The organism is Streptomyces sp. NPDC000404, assembly GCF_040300365.1.
Classification (GTDB): Bacteria; Actinomycetota; Actinomycetes; order Streptomycetales; family Streptomycetaceae; genus Streptomyces; species Streptomyces ramulosus.
In genome coordinates, this window is the sequence record NZ_JBEPDN010000007.1 from 422,407 (window position 1) to 445,134 (window position 22,728).

The window sequence follows — 22,728 nt, forward strand, 5'->3', positions numbered from 1 at the left end:
CCTGTTGTCCGCTCGATTGCATCATGCGGCGGCGGCCGGACGCCATGTGAGAGTCGTCATGCCGCGGCGGGCGCCCGGAGCGCCCGGGAGTGACGAAGGCGGGGCGTCGTCTCACAGGGCGAGAGGGCATCCCCCGCCGTGTCCCCGTCCCTGTAAGAACGACACCAGCACCCTAACGCGAAATCGCTCGCGTTAGTGTTTCACGGACGATACGTGGCATGACCCCACACTGCAATACGGAGGTGCTGTGACCCCCGCGCACCAACCGCCGGGAGAGATCCGCCCCGGAGGACGCACCGCCCGCACCCGCGCGGCCGTACTCGCCGCCGTGCAGCACGAGTTGAGCGAGGGCGGTTTCGCCGCGCTGAGCATGGAGCGCATCGCCCAGCGCTCCGGAATCCACCTCGCGACGATCTACCGGCGCTGGCGGTCCGTCGAGGGGCTCGTCTGCGAACTGCTCATGGAGGCGTCCACCGCCATCCCGCTCCCGGACAGCGGCAACCTCCCCGAGGACCTGCGGCTGCTCGCCCGCCGCATCGGCAGCTTCTACACCGCGGCCCCGATGCGCCGCCTCGTCGAAGCCGTCGTCTCCTCCGCCGGCCGCAACTCCCGCGCCGAGACCGTGCTCGCCGACTTCTTCCACGACCGGCTGCGGATGGCCGGAGAGCTGGTGCGGCGCGGCATCGAGCGCGGCGAGGTACCGCCCGACACCGACCCGGAAGCGGTGATGTCCGCCGTCGGCGCGCCCTTCTACTACCGCATCCTCATCGCCCGCGGACCGGTCGACGCGGACCTCGCCGAGTCCACCGCCACCGCGGTCTGGGCGGCGACCCTGGCCGGCGCCTACCGGACGGGCGGCGCGGCACCGGTCGCCGACCCCGGCGTCGTACGGCAGCGCACGGAACGCACGGAGTGAGGGCCGCCGGCCCGGAGCGGCGGCCGGGCCGTACGGACTGACGACCGCGCCGGACGGGCGCACCCTGGAGGGAGAGGAGACTCCCCGGAGGTGAGCGTCATGACGGTGAACACCGCGGTCGGCTGGCACATCGAGATGGAGTTCCAGGAGGACACCCACCACACCCGCGCCGCGGCGCTGGTCCGGCTGCCGGACGGCACGGAGATACGCGGGCACGGCTACGCCAGCCGCCACCCGGTCGACTCCAACCAGCCGCGCGTCGGCGAGGAGGTCGCGGCCGCGAGAGCCCTCCACGAGGTGGAGCAACGGCTGCTGACCAAGGCCCACGGCGAGATCGACGCGGCGTCGGGCCGGACGTCGCACCCGATAGCGGTCTGAACGGAGCCGCATACACGCCACGGCCGGCGGCCCCTTCCGGGACCACCGGCCGTGGCGTGCGTCGGTGCGGGTCAGCCGCGCAGTTCGGCCATCCACGCCTCGACGTCCTCGGAACGCCGGGGCAGCGCGGAGGAGAGGTTCCGGTTGCCGTCGTCGGTGACGAGGATGTCGTCCTCGATCCGGACGCCGATGCCGCGGTACTCCTCGGGGACGGTCACGTCGTCCGCCTGGAAGTACAGACCGGGCTCGACGGTCAGCACCATGCCGGGCTCCAGCGTGCCGTTGACGTACGCCTCGGTGCGGGCCGCGGCGCAGTCGTGGACGTCCAGGCCGAGCATGTGGCCGGTGCCGTGCAGCGTCCAGCGGCGCTGCAGACCCAGCTCCAGCACGCGCTCGGCCGGGCCCTCGACGAGGCCCCACTCGACGAGCTTCTCGGCCAGCACGCGCTGCGAGGCGTCGTGGAAGTCGCGGAAGTTCGCGCCCGGCTTCACCGCGGCGATACCGGCCTCCTGGGCCTCGTACACCGCGTCGTAGATCTTGCGCTGGAGGTCGGTGTAGCGGCCGTTGATCGGCAGGGTGCGGGTGACGTCCGCGGTGTAGAGGCTGTTGGTCTCCACACCGGCGTCGAGGAGCAGCAGGTCACCGGAGCGGACCGGGCCGTTGTTACGGACCCAGTGCAGCGTGGTGGCGTGCGGGCCGGCGGCGCAGATCGAGCCGTAGCCGACGTCGTTGCCCTCGACGCGGGCGCGCAGGAAGAACGTGCCCTCGATGTACCGCTCGGAGGTCGCCTCGGCCTTGTCCAGGACCTTCACGACGTCCTCGAAGCCGCGGACGGTCGAGTCGACGGCCTTCTGCAGCTCGCCGATCTCGAAGTCGTCCTTCACCACGCGCGCCTCGGAGAGGTAGACGCGCAGCTCCTCGTCCCGCTCGGCGGTGACCTTGTCGCGCAGCGCCGCCTCGATACCGGCGTCGTGACCGCGGACGACGCGGACCGGGCCGGTCGCCTCGGTCAGCGCGGCGGCCAGCTCGCGGACGTCCTTGCAGGGGACGCCGAGCAGCGCCTCGGACTCGGTCAGGCTGTTGCGGCGGCCGACCCACAGCTCGCCCATGCCGTTGAGCCAGAACTCGCCGTTCTCACGGTTGGAGCGGGGCAGCCGGTGGATCGTCGCGTCGTGGCCGTCGGCGCCGGCGCGGGGCTCCAGGACCAGGACGCTGTCGTCGGTCTGGTCGCCGGTGAGGTAGACGTACTCCGTCGACGCGCGGAAGTCGTACTCGGTGTCGTTCGAGCGGGTCTTGAGGTTGCCCGCCGGGATCACCAGGCGCTCGCCGGGGAAGCGCGCGGAGAGCGCGGCGCGGCGGCGGGCGGCGTTCGGCGCCTGCTCGATCGGCTCCAGGTCGCGCAGCTCGGTGTCGGCCCAGCCGCTCTGCATGTTCGCGGCGAGCTCGTCCGAGACGCCCGGGTACAGGCCGTTCTTGCGCTGCTTGATCGGCTGCTCGTCCTCGTCCGGGGTCTCCGGGGTGAGCTCGTCCGTCACGGTGCCTCCTAGTAAAGACTGAACCGCACTCCATCGTATGTGCGGACAGAAAGCGGTCCAGAGGGCGGAAGGTGTGACGTCTCAGGCACTTCGTCCTTCCTCGAAGTGGACGGCGAGCAGAACGACGTCCTCCGGGGAGGCCGGGTCGTCGAGCCCTTGGGGCAGCAGGCGGCCCAGGAGATGGTCGACGAGGGCCTCGGGATCCCGGCGGACGGCCCGGGGCGCCCCGGCGGCGGCCGCGTGCAGCCGGGCGAGGGCGCGGTCGGCGCCGTCGCCGGTGCGGTGCAGCAGCCCGTCGCTGTAGAGCAGCAGCGTCTCGCCGGGCGCCGGTTCGATCTCCACGCTCGGCGCCTCCCAGCACGCCAGCATCGTCAGCGGCGCGGAGAGCGAGGTCTCGACGAACTCGGTGCGGCGCTCCCCGGTGAGCAGCGGCGGACAGTGCCCGGCCCCGGCCAGCGTCAGCGTGCGGGGGAACGTTCCGCCGGACCCCGCCACCGGGCCGCCCGGCGCACCGGCGGGCGCCCCGCCCGGCGCCTCCGTGAAGGCGAACAGCACGGTGGCGGAGCGGTCCGGTTCGGTCAGCCGCAGCAGCAGCTCCAGGTCGGAGAGGACGGCGACCGGATCCTCGCCCTCCATCACCGCGTACGCGCGCAGCGACGCCCGCAGCCGTCCCATCGCGGCGACCGCGTCGGGCCCGTACCCGGAGACCGAGCCGACGGCCAGCCCGAGGGCGCCGTCCGGCAGCGGCAGCGCGTCGAACCAGTCACCGCCGCCGCGCGGCCCGGCCGCATGCCGCACCGCCAGCCGGATCCCGGGCACCCGGGGCAGCCAGTGCGGCAACAGCCCCTCGGCGACCGCCGCCGCGGCCCGCCGCTGCCGGTGCAGCTCCAGCACGCGGGCCAGATGCTCGGCGGCGTACGCGCGGTAGAGGTCCAGCAGATAACGGCGGTGGCCGTCGGGCTCGGCCGGTTCGTCGTAGAGCCAGACGGCGACCCCGAGCCGCCCTACGGGCGCGGCGTCCAGCGGTACGGCGTAACTGGCCGCGTACCCGAGCCGCGTCGCGACCTCCCGCACCCGCGGATCGAGCCCCGGCGTCCCGAGGACGTCGGGCTCGGCGACACCGGGGTGGCCGGCCGCCGCGGGGAGTGCCGCGTCGGCCGCGGGTTCGGGATGGCCGAGGGCGGGCTCGTCGTCGGCCACCGGCACGGGCCCGGGGCGGGCGCCGGGGGCGTGCGGCGGCTCGTCGTGCGCGGGGGGCGTGGGGTGCGGGCGGGCGGCGGCTTCGGGGCCCGGCCCGGCGGCGGGCGCGCCACCCGGCCCGGTGGCGGCGAGGTCCGGTCCGGCGGTGGGCTCCGGCAGGCCGTCGAGGAGGCGGCCGTACGCCAGGGCGGTGCGCGGGACGGTTTCGAGTTGGCCCAGCTCGGCGTGGCCGAGGCCGAGGCCGGTGGTGGTGACGGGCCCGAGGCCGTCGGCCGGTTCGAGGACGAGCAGGCCCCGGGGCGCGCCGACGAGCGTGGCGCCGGCCCGCAGCACCTCGTGGAGCGCCGCGTCCGGTGTCCGGGTGCGCGCGAGCCGTTCGGTGAGGTCGTGGAGGGTCGTCAGCCCGGAGATCCAGCCCGCCAGCCGGTCGTGGACGACGGCGGTCCGGTCGGGCGGCGCGGGGTCGGCGGGGGCGTCCGGTACCGGGGCGGCACCGGCTTCGGGGGCGTCCGGTCCCGGTGGCGGGTCGGCGGTGTGGGGGTGCCCGGCGGCCGGGGATGTCGCGGCAGTGTGCGTGTGTTCGGAAGCAGAAGGATCGATTCCGGCCACATTCGGGACATGGGGGGCGCTCACGAGCGGCAGCGTCCGACGGTTCGGTCATTTCCCCAGGTCAGCGCCGATCGGGGCGGGAAATGCAGCCTTTTGTTGAGCGATGTTGCGCGGCTCCGCCGCCGATTCTCTGCCCGGAATAGCATCGCAAACCCCCATATCGTGCCGCTCAGCTCTCCACGCCTCCACATCTACACGGACCGGAGATGTGATGTCCAGCACTGTTCCATGAGGGTTTGCGGCCCCCATGCGGACCTTTCGGATGGCCTGAAAAGGGCCCTGGGTAAGGCGATTTGAGGTCGACTGGCCGCGATCGGCAGCGCGTCATATGCACGATGGCGGGTACGTACTCCGAAAGATGCGGGGCCAGTTGGGGCCGCACCGGAACCCGCCGGCGGGCACGGGCGTCCTTACGGAAGACGACCGCGACGCACCCACAAGTGGCGAGATCGCACCACCGCACCGCAAGCGCCTCACGGCGCGCCCCTCCCGCCACGTTCCACGCTCGGCGTACGGCGTGATGCGCTGCCCCTTCGACAACGCGGTGACCAAGCTCCACGTGGCGTGACCGGCCCCGGGCCGGGCGATCAGGACCCACCACGCGCCGCGCAGCGGGACGAACCGGCATGTAGTGCGATGGACGCAACCCTCGGCGTTAACGAAAGGAACGAGCGCTCATGCGCGAGATCCTCGGAAGGCGACGCAAGTACCTGTTCCGGCGCACCGGGAAGTCGGCCCTGGTCGGTGCGGCGCTCCACTGCGCCACCGAATGGCGGTGGCCGGTGGTGCCCGGCGTACGGCTCCGCTCCGGCGCCCGGCCGCCCGGCAGCCGGTCCGGACGCGGCGAACGCGCGGCGCCACGGTGCAGCTGTCCCGACGCCGGGTGCGTCGTACCGGGCGCGCACCCCTTCGAGCCCGGACTGCTCGCGGCGACCACCGACGCCCGGATGGTCCGCTGGTGGTGGACGAACCGGCCCGACGCCCCGGTGATCCTCGCCACCGGCGGCCGTGCGCCGTGCGCCGTGAGCCTCCCGGCCGCCGCCGGAGTGCGGGCGCTGGCCGCCCTGGACCACTTCGGCGTCCGCCTCGGCCCGGTGGTCGCCACCCCCGCCCGCGTCGCGCTGCTCGTCGCGCCGTACGACCTCGCGGAGTTGGGTGAGCTGCTGCACTCGCGGGACGAGGTGCCCGGCTCGCTGCGGTTCCACGGCGACGGCGGCTATCTGGCGCTGCCGCCTTCGCAGACCGGCGCCGGTGCGGTCCGCTGGGAGCGCGCCCCCGCCGCCACCTCCGCGGCGCCCTGGCTGCCCGACGTGACGACGATCGTCGACGCCCTGGTCACCGCCGGCAACCGCACCCCGGACGACAGCCGCCTCGCCTACTGACGCGGGGCGCCCCGCGGCCCCGACGGGCGCGCGCGTGCGGTGCGCGCGCCCCCGCGGCCCCGGGGAACGACGCCTCCGGGCGATGTCGCGGATCCACGGCCCCGGGCGGCCCCGCCCGGCAACTCGCCACGTAAATCACCCGGATGGCGCAGCGATATGCCAGGAAGAGCTGCGGTACGGGCGGAAGCTGATGCTCTGTCATTTTCCCCACGGCCCCGATCCCGCGGCTGCCGCCCGACTCCTCGCCGCCCGGCCCGGCCCCTGTCCGTACGCCGCGGTGCGCGGCACCGGGCAACTCCGCGGCGCCCGGCGGGGATTCGGGCGGCCACGGAAACGCCGTACGGGCGGTACGGGGCGGGGCTTCGGGGCCCGGAGGGGAAGCGGTGGGGCGCGCCGGGCGGCCGTACGGGAGGGCGGGAGGCGCGGGCGCGGCGGGGGCGGAACACCCGGCCGCGGACATGGAAACGCCCGGTCGCTGGCGACGGGGGATGCACCAGCGACCGGGCTCCTAGAACCGTAACAAGAGATCGGCGGTTCGCAAATTCGATCGCGGTATTCCGGACGCCTCTTTACCCGTAAGTAGAGGGGGTTGTGACGGGAGTCACGTCGGAGCGTCCGGGACGGTCACTGTCAGCTGAGCGTGACCTGACGGTTGGTGAGGCCGCCGCGCGCCCGGCGCTCCTCCGAGGTCAGCGGCGTCTCGTCGGCGAGCGCCTTCGTCAGCCGCTCACCGAACGCGACCGCCGGCGCCGTGACGTCCTCGGCGCTCATCGACGACGGCAGATCCCACACCGGGACGACGAGCCCGTGCGCGCGGAACGAGCCGACCAGCCGGGTGTCCTCGCCGAGCGACGACTCCCCGGCGGCGTGCAACCGGGCGAGCGCGTCCAGCAGCCGCTCCTCCGGGTGCGCGGTCACCCAGCGCAGATGGTTCTTGCCGGGCGCCTCGCACCAGTACGCGCCCTCCAGACCGGCGATCCGGGCGGTGGGCAGGGCGGCGGCGTTCGCCCGCTCCAGGGACGCGGCGACCTCGGCGGACGCCTGGTCGGCGTTCTCCACCCAGAACTCGAACCCGGTGTGGACCTCCGGCGCGAAGGGCGCCTCGGTGTCCAGCAGGTCCTGGAGGCGCGGGCCGTCGGCGTCGGGCCGCCCGGCGGTCACCGGGGTGCCCGGCTCGGCGACCAGCGCGCGCTGCAGGGTGTCCGCGAGGTCACGGCTGAGGTCGCCCGAGGAGGTGTCGTTCTGCAGCCCGAGCAGGACCGAACCGTCGTCCCGGCGCAGCGCGGGCCACGCCATCGGCAGCACCGTCGCCAGCGTCACCGACGGCACGCCCTCGGGCAGCCCGCCCTTCAGCGTCAGCGGGGCGGTCGCGGCGGGCACCAGCTCGCGCAGCGCGACCCAGTCGCACTCGCCGGGCAGTCCCTCGAAGGGCCGCCGCACCAGCTCGGTGACGGCCTGCGCCGCGCTCCGGCCGTGGCAGGCCTTGTAGCGGCGGCCGGAACCGCACGGGCAGGGCTCCCGGGCACCGACGACCGGCACCGGCCCGTCGTGGGCGGAACGTGCGGCGGCCTGGGGCTGGGGGCGGCGCTTCTTGGCCATGGCGGCGGTGTCTCCTGGTCGATCCGGTGCGTGTGGACGCGTGTCGGCGCGAGCCTAGAGGAGTACGCGCGCGGGCGCTCCGGCCGAGGACGCGGTACGCCGCGCGCCGCGTGCGCGGGCCCGCGGCGTGGCCGGATCCGCGCGGTGCGCGGCGGCTGCGGCGCGGGGTGCCCGGGGTGCGGACCGGCCGAGGGCGGGAGCGGGCGTTGCGGGGGCGCGTGGCGCAGGGCACGCGCCGGGGGCGTCCGCCCGGCCCGGCGCCGCCGGCCCGTCCGCCGTCTCAGCGCGGCGGCAGCGGGTCGTCGAGGTCCGGGAAGGCGGAGAGGTCGGCGAGGTCCGACAGCTCGGGCAGGCCCGGCAGGCCGCCCCGGGCGGCGGAACCCGCGCACTCCGCGTACGCGGCCTCCGGGCCCGGAGCGGGCACGGTGGCGGTCGGCGGGGCCGTCGGCGCGAGTGCGACGCGGTCGGCGAAGGCGTCCCGCAGCGACAGCTCGGCCCAGACCGTCGTCTCGCCCTCGATCACGTCGCGCACGCCCCAGTCGCGGGAGAGCGAACGGATGATGGCCAGGCCCCGGCCGCCGCGGGCGGTGATCGAGGGCGTGGCCGGGCGGGGCCGGGTCGGCCCGCCGCCGTCGGTGACCGCGACCGTCAGCCGCTCCCGGTCGTCCACCCGCCAGGAGGCGAGCACCGCCTCGGACGGCGCGTCCTCCCGGTCGTCCTCCGGCCCGTACGCGGCGCCCTCCTGGCGCGGCCCGTACGCGCCCCCGGAGTGCGAGCCGTACGCGCCGCCCGGGCGCCCGAAGCCGTCACGGGCCGGGCCGGGCAGATGCTTCGCGTCCAGCGGGCGGGCGTGCCGGCAGGCGTTGCTCAGCAGCTCGGACAGCACCAGCGCCGCATCATCGATAACCGTGTCCGGAATTCCTCTTGCCGACAGCTCGCCACGCATGCGTCGCCTGGCCATCCCCACGCCCGCCGGACCATGGGGCACGGCCATGATCGACGACGTCGGCACCTCCTGCGCCACCATCAACGCCACCCCCGAGACCTCCTTTGCCCCACGCCACGGGATGAATTCCCCAATGGACTGGACCGGAAACCGGCCACATACCGAGCAGTGACGCATCCGACATGTGGTCCCACAGGGCGCAGGCGCGGGCGCACGGACGAAGGGGGCGGCTACCCGAGGCCGAGCTGGTTCCGTACCTGTTTCGGGCGGTTCGTGATGACCGCGTCCACGCCGAGATCGCGGCAGAGCGCGACGTCCTCGGGCTCGTTGACCGTCCACACATGGACGCGGTGCCCGGCGCGGTGGGCGCGCTCGACGTACTCCGGGTGGGCCCGCAGGATGCGGATGCCGGGGCCGGCGATGGAGACACCGGGCGGCAGCCGTCCGTCGCGCAGGCGCGGCGTGAGGAACTGCATCAGATACACCGACGGGATCTCCGGCGCCGCGGCCCGCAACCGGTGCAGCGAACGGGCCGAGAAGCTCATCACCCGCACCGCGGGCCGCTCCGCCACCGGGCGCCCCGGCCGCGCGGTGTGCCCGAAGCGGTCGAGGAGGGTGACCAGCCGCTCCTCCACCTGTCCGGCCCAGCGGGTGGGGTGTTTGGTCTCGATGGCCAGCTCGACACGCCGGTCGGCGTCCGCGACCAGCTCCAGGAGCCGCTCCAGGGTCAGCACGCCGGTCCGCTCCGGGTCCGCGTACCGCCGGTCCGGCGCCTCCGGCTCGTCCGCCGTGGCCTTCCAGGAGCCGAAGTCGAGCGTGGCGAGGTCGGCCAGCTCCAGGGCGGAGACGGCGCCGCGCCCGTTGGACGTGCGGTTCACCCGCCGGTCGTGCACGCACACCAGATGGCCGTCCGCGGTGAGCCGGACGTCGCACTCCAGCGCGTCCGCGCCGTCCTCGATGGCCTTCCGGTACGCGGCGAGCGTGTGCTCGGGGGCGTCCTCGGAAGCGCCCCGGTGGGCGACGACGGACGGGGCGGGACGGCCCGGACCGGAGTCCTGGGCGGGGCGTGCACAGTTCACCGCGTTATCGTGCCATCCGCCGTCCCGGGGCCGCCCCGAGCTGACCGGGGGCGGCTACAGGGGATGCGCCGTACGGGTCCGGCATCAAGGATGGGGACGGTCACAGCCTCGCCTTACGGTGCGCTGACGCACGGTGGGAAAGGCTGAGGCCGAGGCCGCCCCGGACCGGCCGGGACTCGCCCGGACCGCCGGGATCCGGAATCCTGGAGCCCGGTCCGTGGTCCCGCGGGTGCGTCCCCGGCACCGAGGACCGGAACGTCCGGACACCGGAGCCCGCCCCGTACCGCGGCGGACCGGAGCGCCCCTGGGCGCCCCGGTTCACCGACGCCGCCCAGGGACGGACCGCGGGCCGGCACAGTCGTGAGCGAGGAGAGAGCTGTGAGCACCGAGAACGAGGGCGCTTCCGTCCCGCCGGAGGCCGAGCCGCAGACGGCGCCCCAGGCGTCGGCCGGCGCACCCACGTCCGCCTCCGCCGCCCCGGCTGCCCCACCGGCCCCGGGCACCCCGCCCCCGCCCGCGGCGCCCCCGGCCCCGCCCGGCGCCGCGGCACCCGGTGGCGCGGCTTCCGGACCCGTCGCGTCCGGGCCCGTGCCCCCCGGCCCGGCGGCCTCCGGCCACGAACCGCCGCACGGCCCCGCCGGGCACCCCGGCGAGCCGGGCCACGGCGCGCCCGGCCCGTCCGCCCCCGGCGCGTACGGCGCTCCGGGCGCCCCCGGTGGTGAGCCGACCGGTCAGCTGCCCGCGTACGGCGGCGGCGGTGGCTGGGGCGCGCAGCAGCCCCCGTACGGCGGCGGTGGCGGCAACGGCTGGGGCACCCCGGAGGGGCAGCCGCCCCGCCGGCGCAACGGCGGTCTCGTCGCCGCGGTCCTGGTGGCCGCGCTGGTCGCGGGCGGTGTCGGCGGCGGCATCGGCTTCTGGGCCGCGGGCCGCAACGAGGGCTCCTCGACGACGGTCACCGCGCCCGGCGACGCCGGCGCGCTCAACCGCAAGCCCACCTCCGTCGCCGGGATAGCGGCGAAGGCGCTGCCCAGCGTCGTCACCATCGAGGCACAGGGCGCGACCGGCGAGGGCGGCACCGGCACCGGCTTCGTCTACGACAAGCAGGGCCACATCCTCACCAACAACCACGTCGTCGCCAGCGCCGCCGAGGGCGGCAAGCTCACCGCGACGTTCTCCGACGGCAAGAAGTACGCCGCCGAGGTCGTCGGCCGGGCCCAGGGCTACGACGTCGCCGTCATCAAGCTGAAGAACGCCTCCGACGCCAAGCTGAACCCGCTGCCGCTAGGCAAGTCCTCCCAGGTGCAGGTCGGCGACGCCACCATCGCCATCGGCGCGCCCTTCGGCCTCTCCGGCACCGTCACCACCGGCATCATCAGCGCCAAGGACCGCCCGGTCGCCTCCAGCGACGGCGGCGGCTCCAGCGCCTCGTACATGAGCGCCCTCCAGACGGACGCGTCCATCAACCCCGGCAACTCCGGCGGCCCCCTGATGGACGCCGGCGGCAACGTCATCGGCATCAACTCCGCGATCCAGTCGGCCGGCAACGGCGGCATGGGCGGCGAGGGCGAACAGTCCGGCAGCATCGGCCTCGGCTTCGCCATCCCGATCGACCAGGCCCGCCGCGTCGCCCAGGACCTGATCCGTACGGGCCAGCCGGTCTACCCGCAGATCGGCGTCCAGGTCTCGATGAAGGACACCGGCAACGGCGCGACCATCGCCGAGACCGGAAACGGCGGCTCCGACTCCGTCACCCCGAACGGCCCGGCGGACCGCGCGGGCCTGCGCCCCGGCGACACGATCACCAAGCTCGACGACACCGTCATCGACAGCGGCCCCACCCTGATCAGCGAGATCTGGCAGCACAAGCCCGGCGACAAGATCACCCTGACCTTCCAGCGCGACGGCAAGGAGCACACCGCCGAAGTCACCCTGGGCCAGCGCACAGGAGACAAGTGACGCGCTACCCTGACCCCGCGGCACCGCCCCGGCGCTGCCGCGGGGAGGCTTGCCCGAGCGGCCTAAGGGAACAGTCTTGAAAACTGTCGTGAGGTGATCCCTCACCGTGGGTTCAAATCCCACAGCCTCCGCAGGGAGCAGTGAACATGCAGGTGGGAGGGGCTTTCGGGGAAACCCGGGGCCCCTCCCTTCTGCTTGGTGTCTCACTCTGTGTCACGGATGTCCAGGGCGGGATCAGCCTGTGTGGACCAGCCGTGGACCGGGATCACCGGCTCATTCCGCGGCTTCGGCCGCACGCATGGCGTGCTCGATCAGGGTGTTGGCGTGCTCCCGCCGGCCGTCCAGGACCTTGGCGTAGAACTTGTTGAGGACGGCCACGCTGTGGCCGGCGCGGCGGGCGACTTCGGTGGAGTCGACGCCGGAAGCGAGCCAGAACGAGATGCCCGCCTTCCGGCCGGTGTACGGCACCTCCGCGAAGTGGTGCAGCACCTGCGTCTCGGTGAGCGCCGCCTTCCGCGCCTTCTGCCAGATCTCCGAGTACTCCTTGCTGAGCACGATCCCGCCTTGTGCCGCCCGGAACAGTCGGCCGTCCGGCGCCACGCCGTACCGCTCGATGTGGGCGAGCAGCATCTTCACCAACTCGGGCGGTATGGGCACGTCACGGACGGCGGAGCGAGCCCGGTGCTTCAGGCCGCGTTCTTCGTAGGACTCGCCGTCGTCGGTCCAAGCGGCGCCGACGCGGGATGCGCTGCCCGAGAGCAGCAGGACGCCCCATCCGGTTTCGGGAAGGGTGCAGTCGGCCTTCCGGAGATTCATGGCCTCGGCCGGACGAGTAGCCGCGTAGTAGATGCACGCGAAGAACGCCTGGAGATGCTCACCGCGGGGGCCGAGCGTCCCGACGGCGTCGATCAGGGCCTTCGCCTGCTGGGGGTTCGGGACGTACCGCAGGTCGATTTCGTCGTCCGTCGGCGGCGGAGACCAGTCGATGGACGGCAGCGGATTGGCCGTGAGGAGCTTTCGTTCCACGGCGTACCGGAGGGCGTTGTTGAAGACCGTACGGCGGTTCGTGATGGTCGTCGCCGCGGCCTTCTTGCCATCGAGCCGTGTGCTCAGTGCCTTCAAGGCGATACGGATCACCTCGGAGTCGTCCTCCAGCGATGACATGGGGACGGATTTTCCCGAAATCCAGGTGAGCGCCGCGGCGAGGTGGTCGGGAGGCGGCGTGCGGTGCTCAGAGAAATTGAAGGCGTAGCCGGTCAGTGCGCGGCGTAGTACAGCTGGTTTGGGTGCTCCTCGCATGTCTTGAACCAGAGCGGCGGATACGGCCGCGAGCGCGTCGGCGCGAGTGGCTCGGCCCTTCGCCGATGCTGCTTCGGACCACTTCATCCGGGCGTAATCCTTTGCGTGGTCGAGCCAGGTCAGCTTGGGCTTGGACGCTTCCAGCTCGGACTTCGGGAGCCCGGTTTCCACGTCGAACTGTTCGCCGCGCTGTGCCGCTGCCATCAGCTGGGAGCGGCGTCCGTCGGCAAGCGTCTTTGTCTTGTAGCTCTTTGAGTGAATGCGAGGGCCCACCTTCCAGCGAAGCTGAAAGGGCTTGGGGCGGTTCGCCCTTTCCCGGATGGTGTAGGCCGTGAATTCAAAGGTCAGCACTGAATGGGTTCTCCTGACAATGGAGTGGGCCCGGCCACGAAGGCCGGGCCCAACGAGCGGGGATCAGGCGGCGGGAGCTTCTTCGTGGTCGACCAGCCAGGTATCGAGGTCGGCGCGGCGGATACGGAGCTGGCCGTTCGGCAACTTCACGATTCGGGGGCCGAGGCCGCGGGCGCGCATGCGGTAGAACGCGGCGCGGGACATCTTGAGTTCGGTGAGGGCTTCCGGGAGCTTGAGCATCTCGGCCTTGGGCAAGGGCAGTGCTCCTCTCGTCGAGGGGGAGAGCGCGGGGAGGCGGGGCGTTAAGGGCGGTAGCGGCGGTAAGCCGTCTGACCTGGGGTTTCGAGCGGGCGGTATGGGGTGCGGCGAACGGTGCGATAAGGCTGCTCCGAGGGGCCGGCGGGCTTACCGCACCGCCGACCGCACCGCTTTTCGCTCCGAGGTTTCCGCAGGTCAGACGGCTTACCGGTGCTACCGTCCTTACCGTTCTCAGCCCGCGTACTTCACGATGGTGGTGGGGCGGCCGCCGGTGGGTTTCTGGAAGCGGGTGTAGCCGGGGAGGTCGAGCACCTGGGCTACGAGGCGGTCGCGTTCGGGGCGGGTGGTGTTCTTGAAGAGGCGGCGGATGCGGTCGGCGGTGAGGCCGTCGGAGCCGGCCGTGCGGACTGCCTCGGCGAGCTTGTTGACCTTGGGGTCGCCGGTGGCGCCGCCGAGGAGGTGGACGGCGGAGGCGCGGGCGTAGTTGAGGAGTTGCCACGCGGCCCGCAGGTGGGCTTCGGAGATGGTGGCGGTGTGGTCGCACAGGGCGTAGACCATGGCGACGCGCTGGACGTACGGGGCGGCGCGGGCGGTGAACTGCGTGATGACGCCGCCGGCCGAGTCGTCGCTCAGGGCCGGGTAGACCTCCTCGCAGTACAACTCCCATGCAGCATCGCTGAATTCGACCTCATCAACACGGGCGGCGTCGGCGAGGACGGTGCGCCAGCTGGCCGCGAGGTTGGTGATCAGCTCCGCGCTGGCACCCCGCGATCCGGGCAGGATCAGGTTGCGGTGGCAGAAGATCGGCAGGAAGCGGTTGTACGTGCCGCCGGCCATCTCGGAATCCTGCATCTTGGCCCGGAACTCCTCCGGGGTGATGTGCCCCAGGATCGCGATGTGCGGGTCGGTGGCCTTGAGCGAGTCGCGGACCATCGAGCCGAGGGAGTCGCCGTCCCACGCCTGCCGCAGGACACCGGGCAGGCTGGAGCCCTCCCGCCGACCGCGGCTCATGGTGACGGCGTACTCCGATTCCACGACCCACAGCCGCTTGTCGATGCTGGCGGGGGCGGCCGTCTCGCCGGTGTCGTCCTTGACGTACTCGATGAGACCTTCGCCGGAGTTCAGGCCGCGTGGGGTGTGGTCGGGGCCGAAGAAGTCCGGCAGCGCTTCGGCCAGGACGCGGCGGGCTGTCGATGTTGCCGACCCCTTGCGGCCAGAGGAGGTGGGGCCGATCGTCAGCGCCCAGATGAGGGAGGGGTGGCGGTCGTTGCCCACCATGAGGTGGGGGCGTCGACCGATGATCGCCCCTGCCGCCGAGAGCAGGTTGGCGAGTACGGCGATGGGGTCCGCCTCCGTGGTCGGATCCAGTTCGCGGACCGTCTCGCCGAGCCATCCGCAGAAGACCTCCGGGTGCGGGGTCGGGCCGGGCCGGTGGGGGCGGTGCAGGCCCGGTCGCCGGTCGTAGAGCAGGTTCGGCGGACCGGTGGGCGCAGCGTCCTCAGCGACCGGTTCCGTCGGCCAGGCGGTCAGCTCCGTGATCTGCGTGAGCAGCGTGGCACGGAGCTGGTGGAGGTCGGCGTCGGGGGCGGACGCGGCCTGAACAAGGCGCGTACCGGCCTCGATCAGGCGGCGCCGCTCGGCCTTCTCCCGCACGATCTCGGCGTAGTACTCAGCGTTGGCCGCCGTCGGCACGGACTCCACGAGGGTGTGGAGGTAGGACGCTCCGCCGACGCGGGCCAGGTCGCCGCGCTTGCCGAGATGGTGGGCGACGGTGATCGGATCGGCAGACTGCCCCTGGTCGTGCAGCTCGCAGATCGCGCGGTGAATCGTTTCGTGGGCGGGCCGGTAGTAGTCGCCCGCGTCCAGCGTCTCGACCACGTCGGCGATGGCCTGGGCGGACAGCAGCATGGCGCCCAGTACGGATTGCTCGGCTTCGAGGTCCTGGGGCGGTTGCCCGGCGACGACGCGCGAGAGGTCGCTGTGGGGAGGCCGCACATTGCTGTTGTACGGCTCCGGTGCGGCCTCGGGTGACATGATGGAGACCTCCTGTTCTGTCTTCGGATGAGCAGGGAGAGCCGGGGCGGTGGCGTTGTCCTTGCACGGGAGTGCCACCGCCCCGGTGCGTCAGCCCTGGGCGATCTGCTGCCAGGCGGCGTATTCCTGGCGGACGTACGGCCGGTAGCTCGAACCCCACTGCGGAGAGTCGGGCGGGAGCGGTCCGTTGCGGGTGGCGAACGGGCCGGAGCCGCGTTCGCGGTCGTACCGTGCCAGGTGGTGAGCGGCCTTGGCCGCGGCGGCGTCAGCTTCGGCCTTGTACCTCTCGCCCGTCTCCGCGAGCGCGATGCGGTCCAGCAGCGCGGCTTTGCGGAGCCAGAATTCCCGGCTGAGGCTGTTGCCGAGCGGCTGTGCGGCGACCTGATCGGTGACCCACCGCATCTCGGCGAGGAGCCGCGGCGCATCGGCGTACGCCTCGTCCGGGGCGGCGGCGCGAAGGCGTACGTCGCCACGCGGGTTGTTCATGGGGCTCATTCCTCCGTGGTGCGGGCGGCCGGGAGTTCGGGGAGACCGGCCTCGGTGAGCGCCGCGGCGTCGAAGCCGGGAAGGGCGGCGCGGGTGGTGAGCGCCGCGGCGAGATTCGCCGCGTAGACGGCCTGGTCGCGGGCGACGGTGATCTGCGTCTGACCGCGCATCGCTTCGACGCGTTCGACGTGGGCGTGGTCCTCGCGCTTCTCAGCGAGGCGACGTTCGTACGCGGTGGTCTCGCGGCGATCCGTGCGCCAGTGGCGGTGGGCCAGGGAGTACGCGAGGACGGTGGCGATGCCCCACAGCAGGAGCGGCAGCGACCAGCCGTTGGAGTAGGCGGCGACTCCGGCGAGGGCGAAGGCGGCGGACGCGGCGAAGGCGGTGCCGGTGATGACCGGGGCGCTGGCGTACCCGATGGCGGAGAAGGCGCCCGCGGCGCAGGAGAAGACGGCCAGCGTGCCCATCAGCCAGGCATCGCCCAGGGAGTGCTCGGCGCCGTTCGCGTTCCAGATGCGGGCCAGGATCAGCACCGCTGAGGTGGCGATGACGGGAGCTAACTTGGCGGCGGCTGCCCTCCGGGGGCGCCTTGCCGGAACGGTGTACTCGCTCACCGGGCGTCTCCCTACAGGTTCCGGAGGGCTTCGACGGCCGCGTTGGTGAGTTCGTTGACGGTTGTGGCCACGCCCGTGGAGGCGAGGTAGAAGCCGAACATCATGGCGATGAAGGCGGAGCCGTAGCCGAGCGTCCGTGCGCGGAGCAGGAGGGCCAGGACGATTCCGAAGAGCGCGGCGAGCGAGATGGTGACAGCCATGGGTGCGTACTCCTTGATCGGGTCGATGGTGGGGTGGTGCCGGGCCGGTTACGCAGCGATCAGCGGGTGCCGTCGCGGTGCGTCCGGGCGGCGGCGTTGTAGAGGTGGCGGCCCACGCGGATGCGCTTGCGGTCGCCGTGGCACCGGCGGCAGGTGCGGCCGGGGCGCGGGCGGCCCCTGCGGTCGGTCTTCATGTAGAAGCCGAATCCGCGGCACTTGCGGCAGTTGCCGAACGGGCTGACCGCACACAGCGCGAGGTAACCAAGAGTCACGATCGTGAAGAGCGTGACAGCAGCGGTCGTCGGGGTCATCACAGGGCCTCTCTGGAGTTTTTCGGGGTCTTGGATGGCGGGGTGCTATGCGCTACAGAGCTGGTGAGGGTCGGTTTGGGGTGCTAGCGGAGGTGCTACCGGTAGCGGGTGGCCCCGCTACCGGTAGCGACCTGGCGGGCCTATGCCGCCTTCGGTGATCCGCTACGTTCCGCAATCGCGGCGGTGAGATCGGCGCGGACGATGCCGCGGCGGGTGGTGCGGGCGCCCTCGTCCGAGGTGCCGGCCACGCCGCGGGTCCTGATGCCGAACGGCTTGAGCGCGGTGGTGACGTTCTCGCCCGCCCAGCCCGCGTAGACGTCGGGGCGGAGATCGGCGAGGCGGGCGGCGATCCGCTCGTTCCAGACCCGCTCCTCGGACTCCGGCACCACAAGCGCGATGTCGGCGAGCAGGTCGTAGGAGGCGGTGGTGTTCTGCTCCGGCTCCTCGCCCAGGGCGTGTCCGGAGAGCAGGCCGAGCTTCTGCCGGGCCTGGCGGGCGCGGACGGCGATGGCGTCCGCGCCGACGCTGTCGACGTAGGCGGCGCCGACGATCCGGGCGTCAGCACCTTCACCGACGAAGTAATGGACGCCCTTGTCGGCCCAGGAGAACATCGTGGCGCGCACGCCGCGCTTGTAGGAGCTGGTGCCGAGAACCATGTCGTTCTCGACCTGACCCATGACCTTCAGGCACCAGCGGGCCGACGCGTTCGCCGATATGCCGGTGGGCAGCGCCTTGGCATCCGGACGCTGCGTGGCCAGCAGCAAGACGATGCCGGTGGCCGGGCCGCGCTTGACGAGGTCGGTGCAGATTTCCTCGAACTCGGCGCTATGGGTGGGGTGTTCGAAGAGCACCTGGCATTCGTCCACCCCGATCACGATGGGGTGCAGCCGGAGGTCCTTCTTGTCGGCCAGGGCGCTGGTGACCTTCGATTCCGGGCACAGGTCGCGGGGGAGCGAGCGGATCACCTTGGTGCGGCGCCGCAGCTCCTCGCGCAGGGCGCGGAAGCCGCGGAGGGCGTACTCGATGACCTCGTCATCGTCCCCAGCGGCGTGCCGGTGCGAGACCCGGTCGCCGACCGGATCGAGGTCGCCGGTGCCCTTCATGTCGTACGTGTGCAGCTCGGCCCGCGGGTCCAGCGCGGCGATCAGCAGGAGCAGTCGCAACAGGAACGTTTTGCCCATGCGCGGGATGGCACCGATGATCCCCGCGATGTACATCAGGGTCACGTCCACCCAGCGTCCGCGCGGGTCCGTACCGAACGGCACCGGCTTGAACAGGTCGACGCTGCCGCTGCTCAGCAACGGCCACTTCGGCTTCGTCGCCTTGGACATGTCCTGGTCGCCGACCCACAGCACCAGGCGCCCGGTGTGCTCGTCCGGTACCGCCTCGGGCCAGACACAGCCGAGGGGGCGACGCAGGCCGGAGGCGAGCTTCTCGCGGCGGTCGATGACGTCGGTGACCGTCACGCCGTACGGCAGATCGCCTTCGGCACGCCACCCAGGGCCGTCGCGGGTGATGGGGGCGGTGAAGCTGAAGCCGTCCCGGCCCTTGGACTGAGCCTGGTTGATCGCCGGGATGCCCAGCGCTCCGAGCGCGCGCAGCACGATGTCGCTGGTGAGCTTCGGCGCCTTGGAGGTCTCCACGGCGCGGGTGATGACCGGGGAGTCGGCGGGGGTGCCGTTCCAGCCGAGCGCCAGCACGAGGGCGCCGACGGAGACGGACTGCAGCCACCCCGGGGCCAGGACGTACAGCGCCAGGGCCGTGGACGTGCCGACGAGCGTGGCCAGAACGGCTGTCAGGGTGCGCAGCCGTACCCGCCCGTCGCGCTGGCGGGAGAGCTTGAGGTAGTCGGCGGCGTCCTCCCGGCGCACCGCCGCCAGCCGGACCGGTTCCCCCTCGCGGTCCGCCACCCACCGCATCGTCCCACCCAGGAAGCGAGCAGTACCGCGCGGCGCCTGAAGGACGAGACGCGCGGCGTAGAGCGGGGAACGGATGCCGTGGTACGCGGTGAGGTGGCCGTAGTGACCGGCCATCCACTTCACAGCGGTGGTCAGCTCCTGCCGGGAACGGAGCCAGCTGGGCAGTACCGCCCGGCGCTTGGCACCGGCGAGGCGGGTCAGGAGCCCGGGGCCGGCAGGGGTGGGGCCGTCGACCAGCGTGACAGCATCCGGATCGGCGGAGTGGGCGCGTGCGTCGCGTGCTGCGCCCAAGTCGACGATTTCCGCGTCGGGTTCGGCGGTGGCTGAATTTCTGCTGGGCCGTGTGTTCGGCTCCCGGAGATCGGACGTCTTCTCGTCGTCCTCATGCTTCAATGCGCGGGTCCTTCCGAGATGTTGAGGGACACGCGGGGCGGCGGGTCGCTTGGTCGTGGACGGCCGCCCCGCGGTAAATCAGCGACGGGCGTATGGCCCGGCGCTGTGGTGTGTCGATGGGGTGCGGAAGCCGCGGGCGCTGAATGCGGGCCGCCGCGTAGCCGGTCGCTCAGGCACTCACTTCGAGCACCGCGGCGATGACCGCGTCCTCGAAGCCGTCCTCTTCGGCCAGCCGTCGTCGCGCCGCACGGATGCGGTCGCCGCCCCAGGTTTCGCCGAGGCCGTATGCCTTTGCGAGCTGGACGGGGTCCGGGGTGCGGTTGTCGAGAATCTCCGCGGCGGCCTCGCGTTCGGCCCGTTCCCGCTGAGCCGCGCGCACTTCGCGAGGAATGCGTTCCTCACGGTTCGAGGCGCGGCCGTCAGAAATTGAGACGCTGACGAGCTGCTTTTTCGAGGGGCTTTCCGAGGCAGGCTGGCGGTGCCGTACGGGCGTCTGTGGCGCACGGGCGCGCCGCTCGGCAGCCGCCTGCCGCTTGGCCCGCTCGTTCTCCTCATGGGCCCTGGCCTCGGCTTCCGCCTTGATGCGGAGCCTTTCGCGTTCGGCTTCCCGGTCGCGCTCCGCGGCCTCGATTTCTGCCTGTGTGCGGAGCCGCTCGGCCGTCCGGCGGGCCTCGCGTTCCTCCTTTTCCTTCGCGATCCGGGCCAGCTCGCGGGCCTTTTCGATTTCTGCCTTACGCGCTTCGTCGGCGAGGCGCGCGGCGTGTTCGCGATCCTCGCGTTCGGCCTGGCGCTGGGCTTGCTCCTGGGACAGCCGAGCCCGTTCCTGCTCCTGCGCGCGTTCTGCTTCCTTGGCCCGCTCGCGCTCTTCGCGAGCTTGCTGGGCTCGCGCGGCCCGCTCGGCGGCCACCGTCTCCTGGTACGCCTTGACGGTGAGCCGGTGCTCCGCGCATTTCCCGGCGAGGTAGGCCCGGTACCCGGCCGATGCCTCGGCCAGCGCGATGAGCAGGAGCGGGGCCACCGAGTGCAGCAGAAGACCGCCGGCGTCCGCCTGCGAGGGGACGAGGCGGAAGTGCCCGTCCGGGAAGAGGCTCTGCCAGCAGTTCATGATCCAGGTGGCCAGGCCGGCGAACCAACGGAGCGTGAACGGCCAGCCGCTCGGGCTGTACCCGCCTTGTTCGGCCAGGACCCCATCGACGTACAACACGGTCAACAGCGCCAACGAAGCCAGCGGGTCGAGCATCCACGCCACCCAGCCCGGGACGTCGTGCGAGGTGGCGAAGCGCGTGACGTTGATGCAGGTGAACACCAGCGCACCGAAGCCGATGGCGAGCAGGGAGCGGGTCACGAGCTGACCGATCCTCTCCAGCTGCTGAATCGCCTGCCGGGCGGCGGTGGCGTCCTGTTCGGTGACCGGCCTGGGGACCGGCGCGGAGGAGGGATCAGTCCGGGACGTCGCCACCGGGTGCGTCCCCCTTCCTGGGCCCGCAGCGGCACGCCTCCACGGAGGCACCCCGTCCCATCCAGCAGGCGCACACGACCGTCAGGGCTCCCACGGTCACGGCCTCGCCCGGCAGCAGCATGCAGCTGTCGCACCCGGCGGCGGGCTCCCGCTGCGGGGCGTCCGCGGGCGTGAAGTCGTAGTCCTCGGCGAGGTCGTACTCGTCGTAGTCGAAGTAGCCGTTCATGAGGCGAGTCCTTCCGGGAGGGGGCGGGCGTGCGGGCGGTGGTCGGTACGGGCGGCGCGGCGTCGCCGGTGGGCGAGCAGGTCGGGCGTCTCGGTCTTGAGGGCGTCCGTGACGATGCGGGTCACGAGGTCCATCAGCCCCGGCTCCTCGGCGAGGATGTCGGCGGCGGCCGCCAGACGGGTCAGCCGTTCTTCCTCCGACTCGCCCGGGACGCCGAGCCAGAGTTCGGGCGGCGTCCCGATCGTCAGGCCCATCGGGTCGTCGAAGCCAGGCTCGAAGCCGCCGAATGCGACATTCATGGCGCTCTCCTGAAGTGGGTTCAGTGGACAGGGAGGGCACGGGACGGCAGCGGTGTCCTTTGCACGGGAGTGCCGCCGACCCGGCAGATACGCGGTGGGCGCGCCGTAGGCCCCTGTGGGACAGGCGCGGAAACCGCTCGTCGAAGACGAGCGGTCATGGCCGCCGGTGCCGCTGGAATGCGGCGGCACCGGGGCTAAAACCACTGGTCAGTGCACGGTCTGCTTGCCAGGCGCCGTGCGATTCAGTTCTCAAGGAACAGCCGGTTCCCGTCGCCCCCTCGGCGCGCGACCGCAGTCGCCTTCCTCGGTTTTCGGCAGGCCCGACCGGACAAGAGTCATGAAGACCTCTTGTCCTCAACTCCTCTTAAGGAGTCGATGCGATGAAGGTAGAGGGCTCGCCCGCCGTCGTCAACTCCTCTTGAGGACTTATGCTGAGGCTGTCCGGCGAGACGGACGGAACGGCACACGAGACGGACAGCGAGCGGACCCATGGCCAAGAAGTACGAGCGGATCGCCGAGGCGCTGCGCCAGGACATCCGCGCAGGCCAGCTCCGGCCGGGCGAGAAGCTGACGGCGGAGACCAAGCTCGCCGAGCAGTACCGGACCAGCGTGCCGACGATGCGCGACGCGCTCCGTGAGCTGCACGCCGAGGGGCTGATCGACAAGCGCCACGGCATCGGCAACTTCGTCCGCAAACCGCGACCGCGGGTGGAGCGGAACAACGAGCGCCATCAGTGGGAGAAGGATCGGGCGCGGCTCGTCCAGGCGGAGCGCGAGAAGACCGGCTCCACCGAGCACGACACCGGCCTCACCGTCTCCGACCTCGCCTTCAAGGCCGACTTCCGGGAGGTGCCGGCCAACGAGGACCTGGCGGCCGTCTTCTCCGTCCCGGAGGGCACGCTCCTGCTGGAGCGGAACTACCGCACCTTCCCGCGCGAAGGCGACGCGCCGTTCAGCCTCGTCACCTCGTACCTCGTTCACGAGGTCGTCTCGGCGAACCCAGATCTTCTCGATGCGGCCAACGAGCCGTGGGCGGGCGGCACGCAGAACCAGCTGCTGACCCTCGGCATCGAGCTGGACCACATCGAGGAACGCATCATGGCCCGGCCTCCGACAGCAGAGGAGGCCGAGGAACTCGGCCTCCAGAAGGGCGTCTCCGTGTTCCAACTCCGCAAGATCTCGACCGACACCACCGACCGGGTGGTGGAGGTCTCCGACGTCATCCTGCCCGGCGACCGCACCGAGATGGTCTTCACGACGCCCCTGGCCCGGTGGTGAC

The 22,728-nt window shown here is 72.4% G+C and carries 21 protein-coding genes and 1 tRNA gene; 6 read left to right on the forward strand and 16 right to left on the reverse strand.

Annotation, left to right across the window (positions count from 1 at the left end; all coding sequences use genetic code 11):
- Nucleotides 1–247: 247 nt before the first annotated feature.
- Together ABT345_RS16400 and ABT345_RS16405 are read left to right on the forward strand one after the other, a co-directional pair.
- The gene (locus ABT345_RS16400; RefSeq protein ID WP_345089541.1) at nt 248–916 is read left to right on the forward strand and encodes a TetR/AcrR family transcriptional regulator; all 669 of its coding nucleotides are present in this window, start codon (nt 248–250) and stop codon (nt 914–916) included.
- Nucleotides 917–1,015: 99 nt separating this feature from the next.
- On the forward strand, nt 1,016–1,294 hold the full coding sequence (locus tag ABT345_RS16405) for a DUF1876 domain-containing protein (protein ID WP_345089544.1): 279 nt from the start codon (nt 1,016–1,018) through the stop codon (nt 1,292–1,294).
- 71 nt (nt 1,295–1,365) lie between these two features.
- Here ABT345_RS16405 and ABT345_RS16410 read toward each other — a convergent pair whose 3' ends face one another.
- The gene (locus ABT345_RS16410; RefSeq protein ID WP_345089547.1) at nt 1,366–2,829 is read right to left on the reverse strand and encodes an aminopeptidase P family protein; all 1,464 of its coding nucleotides are present in this window, start codon (nt 2,827–2,829) and stop codon (nt 1,366–1,368) included.
- 81 nt (nt 2,830–2,910) lie between these two features.
- Nucleotides 2,911–4,662: a PP2C family protein-serine/threonine phosphatase gene (locus ABT345_RS16415; RefSeq protein WP_345089551.1), complete on the reverse strand. Its 1,752-nt coding sequence runs from the start codon at nt 4,660–4,662 to the stop codon at nt 2,911–2,913.
- A 653-nt stretch (nt 4,663–5,315) separates the two neighbouring features.
- Here ABT345_RS16415 and ABT345_RS16420 point away from each other — a divergent pair.
- Nucleotides 5,316–6,020 (forward strand): bifunctional DNA primase/polymerase, encoded by a 705-nt coding sequence (locus ABT345_RS16420; protein WP_345089554.1) that lies wholly within the window; start codon nt 5,316–5,318, stop codon nt 6,018–6,020.
- Between the two features lie 630 nt (nt 6,021–6,650).
- Here the strand turns inward: ABT345_RS16420 and ABT345_RS16425 are convergent.
- From ABT345_RS16425 to ABT345_RS16435, 3 genes are all read right to left on the reverse strand, one after another.
- Complete coding sequence (locus ABT345_RS16425) at nt 6,651–7,619, reverse strand: DUF5926 family protein (protein WP_345089557.1); 969 nt, start codon at nt 7,617–7,619, stop codon at nt 6,651–6,653.
- 280 nt (nt 7,620–7,899) lie between these two features.
- Nucleotides 7,900–8,742: an ATP-binding protein gene (locus tag ABT345_RS16430; RefSeq protein WP_386461057.1), complete on the reverse strand. Its 843-nt coding sequence runs from the start codon at nt 8,740–8,742 to the stop codon at nt 7,900–7,902.
- A gap of 53 nt (nt 8,743–8,795) precedes the next feature.
- On the reverse strand, nt 8,796–9,644 hold the full coding sequence (locus tag ABT345_RS16435; RefSeq protein WP_345089563.1) for a glycerophosphodiester phosphodiesterase: 849 nt from the start codon (nt 9,642–9,644) through the stop codon (nt 8,796–8,798).
- 378 nt (nt 9,645–10,022) lie between these two features.
- Here ABT345_RS16435 and ABT345_RS16440 point away from each other — a divergent pair, with 378 nt between their 5' ends.
- Together ABT345_RS16440 and ABT345_RS16445 are read left to right on the forward strand one after the other, a co-directional pair.
- Nucleotides 10,023–11,600 carry a trypsin-like peptidase domain-containing protein gene (locus ABT345_RS16440; protein WP_345089566.1) on the forward strand — a complete coding sequence of 526 codons (1,578 nt, stop codon included), beginning with the start codon at nt 10,023–10,025 and terminating at the stop codon, nt 11,598–11,600.
- A gap of 43 nt (nt 11,601–11,643) precedes the next feature.
- Nucleotides 11,644–11,731: transfer RNA gene (locus tag ABT345_RS16445), tRNA-Ser, on the forward strand.
- A gap of 142 nt (nt 11,732–11,873) precedes the next feature.
- Here the strand turns inward: ABT345_RS16445 and ABT345_RS16450 are convergent.
- The 11 genes from ABT345_RS16450 to ABT345_RS16500 form a co-directional block, all read right to left on the reverse strand.
- The gene (locus ABT345_RS16450) at nt 11,874–13,250 is read right to left on the reverse strand and encodes a tyrosine-type recombinase/integrase (protein WP_345089569.1); all 1,377 of its coding nucleotides are present in this window, start codon (nt 13,248–13,250) and stop codon (nt 11,874–11,876) included.
- A 63-nt stretch (nt 13,251–13,313) separates the two neighbouring features.
- Nucleotides 13,314–13,490, reverse strand: coding sequence for a helix-turn-helix transcriptional regulator (locus tag ABT345_RS16455; RefSeq protein ID WP_386461078.1), 177 nt, complete (start codon nt 13,488–13,490; stop codon nt 13,314–13,316).
- A 249-nt stretch (nt 13,491–13,739) separates the two neighbouring features.
- A complete protein-coding gene (locus ABT345_RS16460) occupies nt 13,740–15,542 on the reverse strand; it encodes a DnaB-like helicase N-terminal domain-containing protein (protein WP_345089576.1) in 1,803 nt (600 codons plus the stop codon).
- Nucleotides 15,543–15,632: 90 nt separating this feature from the next.
- A complete protein-coding gene (locus ABT345_RS16465; protein ID WP_345089579.1) occupies nt 15,633–16,028 on the reverse strand; it encodes a hypothetical protein in 396 nt (131 codons plus the stop codon).
- 5 nt (nt 16,029–16,033) lie between these two features.
- Nucleotides 16,034–16,642, reverse strand: coding sequence for a hypothetical protein (locus ABT345_RS16470; protein WP_345089582.1), 609 nt, complete (start codon nt 16,640–16,642; stop codon nt 16,034–16,036).
- 11 nt (nt 16,643–16,653) lie between these two features.
- Complete coding sequence (locus tag ABT345_RS16475; protein WP_345089585.1) at nt 16,654–16,842, reverse strand: hypothetical protein; 189 nt, start codon at nt 16,840–16,842, stop codon at nt 16,654–16,656.
- 59 nt (nt 16,843–16,901) lie between these two features.
- Entirely contained in the window at nt 16,902–17,153 is a 252-nt protein-coding gene (locus tag ABT345_RS16480; protein ID WP_345089588.1) for a hypothetical protein, read from the reverse strand.
- 140 nt (nt 17,154–17,293) lie between these two features.
- Complete coding sequence (locus ABT345_RS16485; RefSeq protein ID WP_386461054.1) at nt 17,294–19,465, reverse strand: cell division protein FtsK; 2,172 nt, start codon at nt 19,463–19,465, stop codon at nt 17,294–17,296.
- Nucleotides 19,466–19,634: 169 nt separating this feature from the next.
- A complete protein-coding gene (locus ABT345_RS16490) occupies nt 19,635–20,924 on the reverse strand; it encodes a hypothetical protein (protein ID WP_345089594.1) in 1,290 nt (429 codons plus the stop codon).
- Complete coding sequence (locus ABT345_RS16495; RefSeq protein WP_345089597.1) at nt 20,905–21,150, reverse strand: hypothetical protein; 246 nt, start codon at nt 21,148–21,150, stop codon at nt 20,905–20,907. Before ABT345_RS16495 ends, ABT345_RS16490 begins: the two co-directional genes overlap by 20 nt.
- On the reverse strand, nt 21,147–21,449 hold the full coding sequence (locus tag ABT345_RS16500) for a hypothetical protein (RefSeq protein WP_345089600.1): 303 nt from the start codon (nt 21,447–21,449) through the stop codon (nt 21,147–21,149). Before ABT345_RS16500 ends, ABT345_RS16495 begins: the two co-directional genes overlap by 4 nt.
- 489 nt (nt 21,450–21,938) lie before the next feature.
- On the opposite strand from ABT345_RS16500, the gene ABT345_RS16505 reads away from it, so the two are divergent.
- Entirely contained in the window at nt 21,939–22,727 is a 789-nt protein-coding gene (locus tag ABT345_RS16505) for a GntR family transcriptional regulator (protein ID WP_345089603.1), read from the forward strand.
- Nucleotide 22,728 lies beyond the last annotated feature (1 nt).

What these genes read in the sequence shown, in the direction of transcription:
- ABT345_RS16405 (WP_345089544.1), top strand. Translation starts at nt 1,016, where the DNA reads ATGACGGTGAACACCGCGGTCGGCTGGCACATCGAGATGGAGTTCCAG.
- ABT345_RS16420 (WP_345089554.1), top strand. Translation starts at nt 5,316, where the DNA reads ATGCGCGAGATCCTCGGAAGGCGACGCAAGTACCTGTTCCGGCGCACC.
- ABT345_RS16425 (WP_345089557.1), bottom strand. Translation starts at nt 7,619, where the DNA reads ATGGCCAAGAAGCGCCGCCCCCAGCCCCAGGCCGCCGCACGTTCCGCC.
- ABT345_RS16430 (WP_386461057.1), bottom strand. Translation starts at nt 8,742, where the DNA reads ATGCGTCACTGCTCGGTATGTGGCCGGTTTCCGGTCCAGTCCATTGGG.
- ABT345_RS16455 (WP_386461078.1), bottom strand. Translation starts at nt 13,490, where the DNA reads ATGCTCAAGCTCCCGGAAGCCCTCACCGAACTCAAGATGTCCCGCGCC.
- ABT345_RS16460 (WP_345089576.1), bottom strand. Translation starts at nt 15,542, where the DNA reads ATGTCACCCGAGGCCGCACCGGAGCCGTACAACAGCAATGTGCGGCCT.
- ABT345_RS16465 (WP_345089579.1), bottom strand. Translation starts at nt 16,028, where the DNA reads ATGAACAACCCGCGTGGCGACGTACGCCTTCGCGCCGCCGCCCCGGAC.
- ABT345_RS16475 (WP_345089585.1), bottom strand. Translation starts at nt 16,842, where the DNA reads ATGGCTGTCACCATCTCGCTCGCCGCGCTCTTCGGAATCGTCCTGGCC.
- ABT345_RS16480 (WP_345089588.1), bottom strand. Translation starts at nt 17,153, where the DNA reads ATGACCCCGACGACCGCTGCTGTCACGCTCTTCACGATCGTGACTCTT.
- ABT345_RS16495 (WP_345089597.1), bottom strand. Translation starts at nt 21,150, where the DNA reads ATGAACGGCTACTTCGACTACGACGAGTACGACCTCGCCGAGGACTAC.
- ABT345_RS16500 (WP_345089600.1), bottom strand. Translation starts at nt 21,449, where the DNA reads ATGAATGTCGCATTCGGCGGCTTCGAGCCTGGCTTCGACGACCCGATG.
- ABT345_RS16505 (WP_345089603.1), top strand. Translation starts at nt 21,939, where the DNA reads ATGGCCAAGAAGTACGAGCGGATCGCCGAGGCGCTGCGCCAGGACATC.